Origin of the sequence: Vibrio sp. 2304 (assembly GCF_033339475.1) — a bacterium.
In the GTDB taxonomy this organism is placed as follows: Bacteria; Pseudomonadota; Gammaproteobacteria; order Enterobacterales; family Vibrionaceae; genus Vibrio; species Vibrio alginolyticus.
In genome coordinates this window covers 47560-60854 of the sequence record NZ_JAWOUQ010000009.1, presented here as the reverse complement: position 1 = coordinate 60854, position 13295 = coordinate 47560, and the positions used below count along the sequence as shown (strand labels likewise).

Annotated in this window: 13 protein-coding genes; 4 read left to right on the top strand and 9 right to left on the bottom strand. The window is 46.0% G+C overall.

Annotated features, from left to right (window positions below; genetic code table 11):
• The 4 genes from R7P64_RS17155 to R7P64_RS17140 all read left to right on the top strand — a co-directional run bounded on the left by R7P64_RS17155 (position 1) and on the right by R7P64_RS17140 (position 4078).
• Positions 1-1233 carry an OFA family MFS transporter gene (locus R7P64_RS17155; protein WP_213866385.1) on the top strand — a complete coding sequence of 411 codons (1233 nt, stop codon included), beginning with the start codon at positions 1-3 and terminating at the stop codon, positions 1231-1233.
• A 67-nt stretch (positions 1234-1300) separates the two neighbouring features.
• Positions 1301-2914: a VRR-NUC domain-containing protein gene (locus tag R7P64_RS17150; protein ID WP_213886108.1), complete on the top strand. Its 1614-nt coding sequence runs from the start codon at positions 1301-1303 to the stop codon at positions 2912-2914.
• A 165-nt stretch (positions 2915-3079) separates the two neighbouring features.
• On the top strand, positions 3080-3727 hold the full coding sequence (locus tag R7P64_RS17145; protein WP_005376538.1) for an AcfA family outer membrane beta-barrel protein: 648 nt from the start codon (positions 3080-3082) through the stop codon (positions 3725-3727).
• A 15-nt stretch (positions 3728-3742) separates the two neighbouring features.
• On the top strand, positions 3743-4078 hold the full coding sequence (locus R7P64_RS17140) for a YgiW/YdeI family stress tolerance OB fold protein (RefSeq protein WP_042520734.1): 336 nt from the start codon (positions 3743-3745) through the stop codon (positions 4076-4078).
• A gap of 81 nt (positions 4079-4159) precedes the next feature.
• Here the strand turns inward: R7P64_RS17140 and yegS are convergent, their stop codons facing one another.
• The 9 genes from yegS to R7P64_RS17095 all read right to left on the bottom strand — a co-directional run bounded on the left by yegS (position 4160) and on the right by R7P64_RS17095 (position 13245).
• The gene (gene yegS / locus R7P64_RS17135; protein WP_318118958.1) at positions 4160-5062 is read right to left on the bottom strand and encodes a lipid kinase YegS; all 903 of its coding nucleotides are present in this window, start codon (positions 5060-5062) and stop codon (positions 4160-4162) included.
• A gap of 8 nt (positions 5063-5070) precedes the next feature.
• Positions 5071-5976 carry a LysR family transcriptional regulator gene (locus R7P64_RS17130; protein ID WP_005376541.1) on the bottom strand — a complete coding sequence of 302 codons (906 nt, stop codon included), beginning with the start codon at positions 5974-5976 and terminating at the stop codon, positions 5071-5073.
• A gap of 172 nt (positions 5977-6148) precedes the next feature.
• Positions 6149-6574, bottom strand: coding sequence for a bifunctional diaminohydroxyphosphoribosylaminopyrimidine deaminase/5-amino-6-(5-phosphoribosylamino)uracil reductase RibD (locus R7P64_RS17125; RefSeq protein WP_318118956.1), 426 nt, complete (start codon positions 6572-6574; stop codon positions 6149-6151).
• A gap of 49 nt (positions 6575-6623) precedes the next feature.
• Positions 6624-7925 (bottom strand): BatD family protein, encoded by a 1302-nt coding sequence (locus R7P64_RS17120; RefSeq protein ID WP_318118955.1) that lies wholly within the window; start codon positions 7923-7925, stop codon positions 6624-6626.
• The gene (locus R7P64_RS17115) at positions 7922-9652 is read right to left on the bottom strand and encodes a vWA domain-containing protein (RefSeq protein ID WP_318123746.1); all 1731 of its coding nucleotides are present in this window, start codon (positions 9650-9652) and stop codon (positions 7922-7924) included. The genes R7P64_RS17120 and R7P64_RS17115 overlap by 4 nt, the downstream gene beginning before the upstream one ends.
• Positions 9645-10715, bottom strand: a complete 1071-nt coding sequence (locus R7P64_RS17110) for a VWA domain-containing protein (RefSeq protein ID WP_318122015.1) — start codon at positions 10713-10715, stop codon at positions 9645-9647. The genes R7P64_RS17115 and R7P64_RS17110 overlap by 8 nt, the downstream gene beginning before the upstream one ends.
• Complete coding sequence (locus R7P64_RS17105; RefSeq protein ID WP_213971542.1) at positions 10708-11286, bottom strand: DUF4381 domain-containing protein; 579 nt, start codon at positions 11284-11286, stop codon at positions 10708-10710. Before R7P64_RS17105 ends, R7P64_RS17110 begins: the two co-directional genes overlap by 8 nt.
• On the bottom strand, positions 11287-12249 hold the full coding sequence (locus tag R7P64_RS17100; RefSeq protein ID WP_213971543.1) for a DUF58 domain-containing protein: 963 nt from the start codon (positions 12247-12249) through the stop codon (positions 11287-11289).
• A gap of 12 nt (positions 12250-12261) precedes the next feature.
• Positions 12262-13245, bottom strand: coding sequence for an AAA family ATPase (locus tag R7P64_RS17095; RefSeq protein WP_033906480.1), 984 nt, complete (start codon positions 13243-13245; stop codon positions 12262-12264).
• Positions 13246-13295: the final 50 nt, after the last annotated feature.

Here is a 13295-nt window from a genome sequence, read left to right as displayed (position 1 = left end):
ATGAGCAAGATTGATAAAGCTATGCGCATCCTGTTAGCAGGGTTCTGTATCAACCTTTGTCTTGGCATCCTGTATGCTTGGAGTGTATTCAACAAGGCACTGGTAACTGAATCAGGCTGGAGTGCTGCAGAAGCTTCTGCACCTTACGCAACTGCAACCATCACTTTCTCTATCTGTCTTCTTATTGCAGGTATTCTTCAAGACCGCATGGGCCCTCGAATGATCCTTATCCTAGGTACTGTTCTTACAGGTCTGGGCATGATCGCTTCTGGCTTTGTGAACTCTCCACTAATGTTGAACATTACCTTCGGTGTGATCACAGGTGCAGGTATCGGCTTTGGTTACGCATGCCTATCACCTTCTGCGATGAAGTGGTTCCACGCTTCGAAGAAAGGTATGGTTAACGGCATTATTGCGGCAGGTTTTGGTCTAGCGGCTATTTACCTTGCGCCAGTAACTTCTGCGCTAATAGACAGCATGGGCATTCAAACTAGCTTTATGATTCTTGGTGTTGGTATCCTAGCGATTGCGGTTCCTCTTGCAGCAACCATCAACAACCCACCAGCAGACTACACACCTGCGGAGCCTAAAGTAAAAGAAGGCCAAGCACCTAAAGCGGTGAAAAAGTCAGATGACTTAACTTGGAAAGCAATGTTGAAAACGCCACAGTTCTACTCTCTATGGATCATGTACGCGTTTGCAGCTTCTGTTGGTCTAATGATCATCGGTAACATCACGACAATCGCAAGCGTTCAAGCAAACTTGCCAAACGCGGTTTACCTAGCGTCTATTCTTGCTGTATTCAACTCTGGCGGTCGTGTTGCCGCGGGTATGCTTGCAGATAAAATCGGCGGTGTTCGTACGCTTCTACTCGCGTTCGTTCTACAAGGCGTAAACATGGTGCTGTTCGCGACGTTCGACTCTGAGTTTACACTGATCATCGGTACAGCAATCGCAGCGGTAGGTTACGGCACACTTCTAGCGGTATTTCCTACTCTAACGGCTGAGTTCTACGGTCTGAAAAACTACGGCACTAACTACGGCGTGCTTTACACAGCATGGGGTATCGGTGGTGCAATCGGCGCAGCGGTTGTTGGTTTCTCGATGACAAATGGCGACGGCTACACCTTGGCTTACACAATTTCTTCAGCAATGATGGCAGTATGTATCGTACTAGCGTTCATCACTAAGCCATTGTCTGAAGCGAAAGTAGCACAGCTAAAAAACGCATAATTGCGAATTGATTTGATAGCAAAAAGGCTTAACCTATGGGTTAAGCCTTTTTTGTTATCGGTCGTTTATGGAAAGCCCTATCGAACTAGCACCAGACTACTATCTAGAGAACTTCTTTAAGCTGACTCATCACGCAGTAACTTGGTACAGCGATTTACTAACCAAGGAAGAACACGCATGGCTTTGCTCGTTTGATTCTTTGAGCAAACACGCCCAGTGCCTTTTGGTGCGTTTATATAGCCGAAAGGGATGTTGGTTTCGAAGTGATAAGCTGAGTTATCAAGAAATACCTTCTATCAATGAAGCACTGGCAGAATTGAGTCAACATGAGTTTGTAGCCCTTTCCCCTCCCCTTTCTCATCAAGAGTTAGCGGCCAATTTACTGACCAAACCAGAAATCTCTGCGCTTTATCCCGAACTGCCGAAATCACTCAAGAAAGACGCCCTTGTCGAACGTTTGAGTAATGCGGAATTTGATCGTACAGAGAAGCTTGAGTTTACGATCGTCAAACTCAATTCAGCTCATATGATCGACGTGTTGCTCACTCTGTTTTTTGCCAACACCCATCAAGACTTAAGTCAGTTTGTGCTTGATGACTTAGGTTTGCATCAGTTCGAGCAATATCAATTGAGTAAAGTGCGCCGTTTCTTTGATTCACGTGAGCAAATAGACCGTTTAATTGAACTGAGCCAGTTGGCCAACCTGTACTGGCAATTTGACCGAAAAGACAAAGCCAATCTCGACTTATTAATTGAGGCAATGCCTCAGCCCGTTAAACACCGTTACGTAGATCGTAAACGCGAGCACATGTTGAATGACATAGCACGTGATTACGAACGGCTTAATGATCTAGAGACCGCCCTATATCTATTTGGCCAAACTCAACTCACACCGAGCCGAGAACGACGCGCACGTATCTATGACAAATTAAACCATGATGATTTATTTTGTGACATTGTCACAGATATGCTTAACTCACCGATCGATGTGTCTGAGATCGAAGTTGCACAAAAACTTGAGCAACGGTTAAAACGAAAACAAGGCGAGAAAGTGCCAAGAGTGACGAAGCCAACCTGTACGGAATACCGCCTTGAACTGGATTTATCTCAACAGAGAGTCGAACTCGCCAGCAAAGCGTATTTTGAGTCCTTAGGCTGGACTGTATTTTACGCCGAAAATGCACTGCTTAATGCATTACTTGGTCTCACTTTTTGGGATGCGATTTTTGCTCCTATTGAAGGGGTATTCATTAACGCTTATCAACACCGTCCTTTAGATTTATATCACTCGGATTTTGTTACCAAGCGCCAAGCTTTGATAGACACCGCTTTTGCCGAACTAGAAGCGGGCAACACCCAGATGTTATTGACAAAATACGATGAGAAGTTTGGCATCAGTAATCCATTTGTACATTGGAATTTAATAAGTAAAGAGCTACTCGAAACAGCACTCAACACTATCCCAACCAATATGCTGATGGCGCTGTTCAAAATACAATTGAGCGACCTTAAGCTTTACCGTAATGGGATGCCGGATCTCATTGCTTTTAAAGAAAACGAGTTCGAGTGGATTGAAGTGAAAGGCCCTGGCGATAAACTCCAGGATAACCAATGGCGTTGGATCAAAGAGTTTACTCGCCTTAATGTCCCGTTTGCGGTGTGTTACGTCGCAGCAACTTAACTTACTCTATATAAAGAGCTTGGTGTTTGTTCACTCAAACCGCCCCTCGGTTATCGCCCCTTGCTCTTTTTTCTAAACATTTTTTCGTTTCTTCACGATCGCTTCACGCTTCTTCACACAAAATGCGCTTCTACTCACTAAGTTGATTTGAAGAGGCAAAATAAAATGAACAAAACACTTCTTGCGTTACTTGTTACCTGCTCAGTTTCGGTATCTGCGGCTCCTTATGTAGGTCTGGAATATGGACTAGGCACCACTGACCATGATTTGGAACCTCACTTTTCAACTGACAACGTAACACTCAACCCTGAGCTTGAAGACGGTATTTTCTCAGGCTTTGTCGGTTACGCATTTAATGACAACTGGGCATTGGAACTGGGTTACAGCCAGTTTGACCTTGATGATAGTCGTTCAAAAAACCTAGGTATCAAGTCAATCGATGGCAAAGATTACCATCATGAAATGGATTGGGATGCGTCAATCAAAGCCAAGCAAGTGTCGTTGGCTCCTGTGTTTAACTATGCATTAAATGATAAATGGACAACAAAATTCAAAGCGGGTCTAACGTACACGGAATACAACGCCAAGGTTTCTAAACATCAAGAATACGAACTTGTCACGAACGACGATGTGGAAATGACCAACACGCTTTTCCATAGCGCGGAGAAAAACAACGAGCTAGGCGCAATGTTCTCAGTGGGTGCGGAATACAGAATTTTCCCGCAGCTCACCATAGGTGTAAACGCAAAATATCAACTAGACCGATACGCGAACACTGCATCCTTTAACGTAGGCACAACTTATTACTTCTAATATAAGGAGATGATAATGAAAAGAGTATTGTTAACATCCATGCTTGCCCTACTTTCAAGCTCGGTTTTCGCCGCGTTTAATGGTCCAGAAGTCAGTGCAATCAATACGGTGAAAGAGGCGCGCAACGCAACCGACGACAGCGCTGTAGTGCTAACCGGGCATATTGTTCAATCATTTGGTAACGAGACTTACTTGTTCAAAGACAACACTGGTGAGATCGAAGTAGAGATCGACAACGAAGATTGGATGGGTCAAGAAGTGACACCAAAAGATACCGTAATGATTCGAGGAGAGGTTGACGCAGATTGGACAACTACGCAGATAGACGTTGAGACAATTCAAAAACGTTAAGAAGCTGACTGATACCTCAACACAAATAACACAGCCACATTTTAGTGGCTGTGTTACGCAATAATCATGGAAAACGCTCGTTTAGCTAGTCAAGCAAGGACAATCTTGCGGTACGACTAATCGTATACTCTTAGGCTGAACATCAAATCTAATGGTTCTCGAATGATAAGGTTCTCCATCTAAATTAAGAGGCAATGGATTCGGGAAGTCTATCTCCAACCAGCTTGCTCTTGTGTACTTCACAAACTCTCCTTTCTCACTCGGGTTATTGATCTCGTCGATTACTTTAGGCAGCTCATGAGGTAAAAATGGGCGCACCAATGTTAGATCCATCAGCCCATCATTAATCATCGCTTTTGGAGCTAACTCTTGCCCACCTCCAGCAAGGCGCCCATTACAAAACGCACCGAGCAACATTTCTCCCTGATACGCACCACCTTCAATCGTTATTGTTCCGTCATATGGTTTAAAGCCAAGTGCTTTTACAACACCAGTTAGCGTGTAAGCTCCACCGCCAAGAAAGTTTTTGAGTTCAACAGGCGTTTCTGCTGTAACTTCTGCGCCAAACCCTGCTGTTGCCACGTTAATAAAGCAGCGATCGTTCGCTTTGACGCAATCGACCAAAGCGGACTGCCCCTCAACAGCAAGAGATAAAGACGCCTTAATGGAATTAGGTACTTGAATAGAGGTAGCAAAGTCATTGGCGGTACCAAGGGGAATAATGGCTAACTCAGGGCGTTTTTCTTTGTCAATTTGAATAATCGCAGAAGCCGCCTCATTGACGGTCCCATCGCCACCAGCGACAACAATACGTTCAATGCCTTCAGCAACCGCTTCTTTTACTAGCCGTGGCATGTCTTGAGATTCCCACGTCACACGCACCTGTACGTCGATGCCTTTGTCTCTCATTTTCATGATTGCATCTCTTAACTCTGGATTCCCAGCTTTTTTTCCGTTAAGGATGGCACGTATTGTCTTTTTCATTGCACTTCCTATTGGTTGATGACTTTTCCTGCTTGCTTAATCTGTGAACGCAACCACTGATGGGCGCTGTCGTTTGTGCGACTAGGATGCCAGATTGTACAAAGCTCATACATTTGTTCATCAAATGGCATTGATAAAGATTTAACATGATAGGTGTTATTGAACAAGTTGATCATCGACTCTGGCATTAAACCAATGTATTCACTACCACAAATAATTGGGAGCATTTCTAGTACGCCTGAGGCTCGATACTTAATCTTTCTCTTATCCAAGTCGACAATGTCATCGGCGTTTAACAAGCTCTTACGACTCTGCCACTGCGAAACCACTACGTGTTCTTCTTCAAAAAATTGTTCAGCCGTAATCTCGTCATTCAGGCGTGGATGCGCTTCGCTACATACCACCACCAAACGCTCCGTAAGTACAGTTTCCAGTTTTAACACCGTTCTTGCTCTTGGTGTGATATCAATGATCAAATCGTATCGTTGTAACCGCAGATCACTTTCAAAATCTTCCGTAAAAAGCGGATGTACTTCTAATGCAACATTTGGCGCCGACACACGGATTTGTTTCATGACTTGAGGTAGCAACTCAAAGCTTGCAACGGACACACAGGCAATAGAAAACACTCTATTCGACACTTTAGGGTCAAACTCACTAGAGGCCGATAATGTCGAAGTGAAATTTTGTACTGAAGCTAGAAGAGCAGGATAAATATCCATCGCAAACGAGGTAGGCTCGACACCTTTAACGCAACGATGAAACAATGGGTCATCGTAGATATCACGTAGCCTTGCAAGCGCTTTACTCACCGCAGGCTGGGTGATGTTTAAACGCGCCGCCGCCCGAGACAAGTTACGCTCTTCATAGATGGCAGTGAAAATGGGAATAAGATTAAGGTCGGTCGGTTTCATGCTATTAAATTTTTCAAAAGTCACTTTCTCTATTTTAATCTAACAGCATGATCGTTCACGCAGCCAAGTGCAATAAATGGGCGGTATCGCTTGTTTTAACGAGTTTTAACTCAATTTTGACGCACTTCATTCACTACATAAACTGGCACCGTAGTGCAACGTAAAGCTTGACTTAGGCTTTGCCTAGGTAAGGGGTAAGAAACTCGCTGACTTCCTCGCCGCATAAACCAGTTTCTACCTCTATACCTGCTTGTTTTAGAATCTCGATACCTCGACCACTGTTGCGCGGGTCGGGGTCCAATATGGCTACGACGACTTTGCTTATGCCGGATTTGACTAATGTCACCGCGCAAGCTGGCGTGCGACCAACAAACGAACACGGTTCCAGCGTAACGTATGCCGTCACCGATTCTAACGAGCCTTGATACGCATTCAGCGCTTCCACTTCCGCGTGACTGCCACCAATCGCTTGAGTATGACCTTCAGAAACGATTTGATTGTCTTTCACTAACACGCAGCCAACCGGCGGGTTGGGTTGACATTCAGGAAGCGCATTTTTGGACACTTCCAATGCGCGGCGCATAAACTCTTGGCTCATTTGAACTCTATTATCTAATAAAAACGAGGCGCTATATTAGCGCCCCGTTTTATTCATTGCCATCTCTTCCAATGACTTTGTCCAGTTCTGGTAACGCTCGCGGAATACGGAATTTAAAGCGTTTTTGTTTGGTCTGGACTTTGCGCCACATCGACTTCAGTAAATGAGCGCTATTTTCACCATTTTGCATTCGCGACGCACTTTTTTGCCACGATTCACTCGTATCGGCTTTGGTCATTTCTAGCTCGGCCGTATTTAAACGCAATTGTTTGTACAATATGGTCCTTGCTTCAGACCAACGTTTAGCCTTTAACAAACGGTGGAACGTCAGCCATGCTGGTGTCGGTCTGTTGCGGTAGTAACGTTTAATGGCTACCAATGAAATAATCACAAAACCCAGCAACACAAGCGTGGAAACAATCCATGCAAAGTACGTTCTGATAAAGGACTTCAACGTGTGCTTCGCGGCAAAAGTTTTGCCCTCTAACATCACCGTTTCCACTTGCTGAGTCTTACTGTTCCACCAACGGAACTCATAATCTGGCAGGGTTAATTCACCACCTTGTTGAATCACGTACACGCTCTCTTCTGTGCGTGTTGACTGGTAATCACCACGTGTTTGCGTATCTGTCAAACGGTGGGGTTGAGGATACGCTTGATAACGGGTTGTTGATTCTCCTTTCAACAAGTCTGGTAGCAATACAGATAGTGAATCTTGAGCCGAAATGGTGATTTTACGCGTGATTGCATCCCCAACTTTGAGTGACTCAGTGGAGGTATCCCACTCTTGCTTTACCTCTACATCTGTTGCAGAAAACCAAGGTGTCTCACCACTCAGCAGGCCCGATGGCAAGACGGTTTTGAACTTAATCGGCTGCGTGTAAAGTGTGCCTGACACCTTCTCGCCGTCCGGCGCAGACACCTGAACGCCCACTGCGACAGGTGGAATCACAAAATCACCAGAAGCTTGAGGATACAAAGTCACTTCCCATCGTTGACGCGACCAAGTTTGTCCCTCTTTTTGCTCAGTAAAGTTGGTTGCTAGTTGATTACGCTGTTTGGCGATAACATTGGGCATTTCAATATTGCCAATTCTCGTACCACCCGTAAACCAACGCGGCGTTGCCACTTCGATGGTTAAAATAACTTGCTCATTGACGCTAAAGCTTGGTGTTTTACGCTTCTCTCCAGCCGTTGGTTGTTGACCAACCCACGCTTGTAACTCTACACCATGCTCTCGTTGAACGTCACGAATATCTTGAGCTAACACACTACTACTCAGGAGGAAACCGAAACAGATAACTACCCACAAGGGTAAAGCAAAGGGCGTAAAACGGTGACTTTTCATCATTGCACCGCCTCCTCTGTATTTTCGCTCGCAGTAGAGGTTGATTCTCCGGTTTCTATTGAACGCAATTGAATCTGAAACTTCGCATTTAAGAAGTATTTAGGATCCGCTTCGACTCGCTTTAACCATTTGTCGGCTAATTCTTGGCTACCTATGATGTCGTCTGCATTTAACGTCTCTTTAATCATCAACTCCGCTGACGTTTTTTCATCCGCCCCTTCTGCGGTTTGAGGGTTATCACCTAGCTCGGTTGATGCTTCTTGCTCTGTTCCTGCCTGACTCTCACTCATCCGGTTGATGTCCTCTACAATACCACCAATCACTTTCAAGTTATGCTCAACATCCGGTCTTAGCCTCTCGCTCAACGTTGGCTTGTTGGCTAGGGATTTTAACAAGTCACGTGCAGCCAAATATTCACGCTGACGCGCCAATGCACTCGCCGCATTATAAAGACCGTAATCTCGAACCTCTTCGGACGGGTCGTTTTGCATTTCCAAAAACGCACTGTGCGCGAGCTCAAACTCGCTAGCGTAGTAGTACGCCGTGCCTTTACGTAATGGATCGACAAAGTGTTTTGCAGCTTCTAAATACGCTTGTTGGTTGAACAAACGCTGTCCTTGTTGATCTGGCGTTAGCCACAAATCCCACCACCATTGCGCCACCTTGTCGAAAGCCGTCACTTTTTGCACAACTTGTGGCTGCTCGGCTTTAACTGAAATGTTCTCGGCCAATGCACTTGTTGGCATCAATAACGTGCCGCTCACCATTACAATCACGCACCACTGCACTAACCACCCTTTTCTAAACCACAGCATCATGATCAGCGCGATTGGGAACAGAATTTGATACCCCATGTCTTTCCAAGGCATTGAAGATTCGCCATTAAGCTGCATATTGCGCTCAACGTATCGATTCAGTTGCTCGATATCACTATTATCGACGGTCACTTCCACCAATCGACCGTTAGCCTGACTAGCCAGTTCTTGTAGAGAATCCAAATCCATTGGGTTGTTACTCACAATGTCAGCATTCCCTGCCGCAAGAATTAACAGTTGATAAGGTTTGCCCGAGAAATACGCTTGGTATTGCTCAATCGTGGCTGGATTAACGCCATCACTCACCAACAGAACAGTGGAGCCTGGTTGACCTTGCAATTGTTGGTCAATTAACGGCAATGCTTTTTCGGCAAGCTTACCTTGCACGGGCATAATTTCTGGCGTAATGGCCGCCAAAAACGGGTCAAATACTTTGCTGTCTTGAGTTATAGGCATCGCGACATGAGCACTGCCCGCGAACACGACTAAACCCGTTTTTCCGCCTTTTCGCGCGGCTAGCAAATCGCGTATTTTCTGTTTGGAACGCTCAAGGCGGCTTGGTGGGAGATCTTTTTGCAGCATCGAGTCACTGTTATCAAGCACCACAAGCATAGAGGCTTTATCTTCGCCAAAGGGGGAAGATTCACGTTGCCACGTTGGGCCTGCACAAATCACAATGGCGATGAACACAATCAGCATCAAGAGCTTAAGCGGCAGTTGCTTACGCCAGCCTCGCTCACCTATCGTCAAAGCATTGCGTAAATGTTCGGGCAGAATATCCTTCCAGCTTGGCTTGCTTTCTTCTCGCCAGCGTAACCACACCAAGAAAAACATGGGGACCAAAGCCAGTAACCACTGTGGTCGAATAAAATGAAACTGCGTAAAGAATTGCGTCCAACTAAGAGAATCAAACATCGCCCTCTCCTAATGATGATCGTGTAACAGCCCTTCTTTTGAGTGTTGCGACGCTGAACGCGAGCAAATGCATGATGACCACTAACGCCATCAAGTAATGATGAAGGCTTTGTTTTGGGCGGTATGTAGTGCTTTCGTAAAGTTGAGGTTCCAGTTTGCCAATTTCGTCGTAGGCAGCCGATAGTTCATCACGGTTGAGTGCTTCAAACGCTTCACCGCCGGATTCTTTCGCAATGCGATGAATCGTGTCCATATCCAACGCGGTTTCACCTATCGTTTCCGGATCGCCCATCGCAATGACGTGTACTCTCACGCCTTTGGCTTTCGCAACTTTCGCCGCATCAATCGGTTCAACAAAACTGCCCGTGTCGTTACCATCGGTTAATACAATCGCGACTTTTTCACGGTTTTGGTCTTGTTCTAAAGCACTACGCGACTTATCGCTTTGCTCAAAAACTTTAATCGCTAAGCCAATCGCATCACCAAGATGGGTACTCTGCCCTGCCATTGCCACATCGGTTTGGTTAAGCAGTTCGAGCCACACTTTTTGGTCTGCGGTAAATGGCGTTTGCACGAAAGCAGCATCACCAAAAAGCACCAAGCCTAATCGGTCACCTTTACGAGACTGAACAAACTCCGACAGCACTTCTTTTGCCGCATCAAGACGAGAAATTTTTTCGCCTGTACGTGAGGTGAAATCTGGCTCGGCCATGGAGCCCGAAAGATCCACCACCACCATCACATCGCGCCCTAAACTCTCGCGAACTTGAGGCTCGCCTAACACGGTGGGTTTTGCCATCGCACACACCACCAAAAGCCATGAGAGAATTAACGTTGCTCGTTGCCACCAGCTTGGGGTTAACTGGCTTGCACCTTCTGACGGCGTCTCGCCAATCGCTTCCACCAACTGACTAAAAAACGGCACTTTGATCGCCATTTGCTTAGTGCGATATGCAGGCACCAAGTAGTATACCACCAATGGCAACGGCAAAATCAGAAACCACAGTGGGTGAGCAAATTCAAAACCAGACAAACCAGTTAGCGATACAAGAAGATCATTCATGTTGACCTCCCTGATTTGCTTTGCGTTTCAATAGTGGTGATTTCTTTGTTGTGCCTTTTTGAGCATCGCAACGGTGTTCACTCACCCAGTTTTTCGCACGAGCAATAAGCGTTACTCGCTCTTCGTTGGTTAGCATAACGCTTGGGTCAACAATACTTTGTAGCCAACGCTTTGAAAGCTCATCGTTAAAGACCACTTGCGAGTTTGCTTGAGAATCTCCGGTTTGCAGATATAGCGCATCGAGCTTGCGCAAAAAGGCGGTATCAAACAATTTCGCGTTACGGCTATCAACATGAATCAACACAATTTTAAGCACAGAGAACAATGCTTTAGGCATGCCTTTGTCGCTCGGTTTGATTTGCGAAATCGCCAACAGAGCTTCTTGTCGGTAGCGGTTACACCACCACTGTTGAGCCAAACGATACGCGACATACACCAATGCAATGAGCGCAACCGCCGCTAAAATTTTCCAGCCAATAGTTTGCGGATACCAACTCACGCTTGGTGGCACGGCCACATCATGTAACTCTCTGAGTATGTAGGTACTCGGAGGCGTAGGAAGACCACTCATTTAACGCCCTCCTACCAGTTTTTGAAATTGTTTAATGTGCTCGCCAGTCGTATCGAGTTCAATGTGCGGAAGGTGTTTCATCGCCATAAGTTGAGAGAGTGATTGACGCTGTAAGCTGGTTCGAGCCTCAAGCTTTGCGCTCGCGGCTTCTACCTTTGCTTTGCTGTCTAAATTGAGTTGATACTGCCCATCACCAACCACCCATTTCGATTTTGCCAAATCGTCTGGTAACGTTTGTTCTAATGGGTCACTAACCATCACTGCGAGAACATCATTGTGCTGTTGCAGCTGTTTAAGGTGATCAAGATGGTGCTCCTCGCAGTCGCTCCAGTCGCTGATAAAAATCAAAGTGGATTGCTTGAGCTTCATGCGTTTAATGAGCTCAATCCATTGACTGAACGTTACTTTTTCGGAGTTGCGGGAGTCCACATTGAGCGATTTATTGGCTTTAGCGAGACGTTTAAGTTGCGCCAGAAGATCGTTTTGCGAACGCTGTGCCTTGCTGTGAAACAACGCCTGCGGGGATGCGATGACAAAACCGACTCGGTCGCCATCTTTTAATACTCGCCACCCACACATCGCTGCGATCTCTGCCGCGACAACTGATTTCATTACTTGCGTCGAAGCAAAAAACATTGTGCTTCTCTGGTCGACACACACGATTACGTTGCGATCTTTTTCTTCTGTATAACTGCGTACATGCGGCTTACCCGTACGCATCGTAACTTTCCAATCAAGGTTACGAATATCATCACCTAATTGGTAATGGCGCAGCTCTTCGAAGTTCAATCCACGACCGCGAAACAACGAATTGTGTCGGCCAGAGAGAACGCTACCCGCCTTTAGGTGAGGAAGTAAACTGAATGATTCTGCTTGTGCTTGAAGACGTACTAAACGAGCGTAATCGCAGTACAAACGAGGATCCATCCCCTGTGATTTTGGCGCAAGAGTTGGCTTAGCCATAATGCCTCCCACTTACCCAATTTCTACACAATCTAGCAGCTCTTGTACGACTCGTTGGTGATCGACTCCGTCTGCTAGTGCATCGTAGGTCAAAGAAAAACGGTGGCCCAATACAGACGGAACCATGGCACGCACATCGTCAGGAGTCACATGGTCACGTCCTTGCATCCACGCATACGCACGAGCGCATTTGTCGAGTGCGATGGAAGCACGAGGACTAGAGCCAATCTCAATCCATTTTGCTAAGTTTGAATCGGCATAACGCTCTGGCTTACGAGTCGCCATCACTAACGCAACGATGTAGTTTTCCACTAGGTCTGATACCACGATGTTTGGTAACTGACGACGCGCTTCTAGCACCACGTCTGGCTCGATGTGTTTTGGCGTAACAATTTCGCTGCTGGTTTCCGCACCCAATTCTTCACTGCGCACCAAACGAATGATGTCACGTTCGGCGTCATCTTCTGGATAATCGACGGTAACCTTCATTATAAAGCGGTCCATTTGCGCTTCTGGCAGTGGGTACGTGCCCTCTTGCTCTACTGGGTTTTGCGTTGCAAGCACCATAAATAAGTCTGGCAATACGTGAGTTTTATCGCCTACCGTGATTGTGCCTTCGGCCATGGCTTCAAGCAGTGCCGCTTGTACTTTGGCTGGTGCACGGTTGACCTCATCAGCAAGTACAATGCTGTTAAAAATTGGCCCTGACTGAAAATGGAGTTGCGGCTTACCATCCAGCTCTTGATAAACCTCAGTACCCGTCACGTCAGATGGTAAAAGATCCGGTGTAAACTGGATTCGACCAAAACTGGTGTTTAACAAGTTCGCCAACGATTTTACGGAACGTGTTTTTGCCGTTCCCGGTAAACCTTCTAGCAGAATATGCCCATTTGTTAATAACCCAATGACTAAAGCTCGAACCACGTGGCTTTGTCCAATGACGCTTTTTTCTGTTTGTTCGATGAGTTCTTTTATCGCTTGTTGTGCGTGGTTCATAGGATACCTTTTCAATGGTTTAAGCCGTCTTTTCGATAGTTAAGTATAAG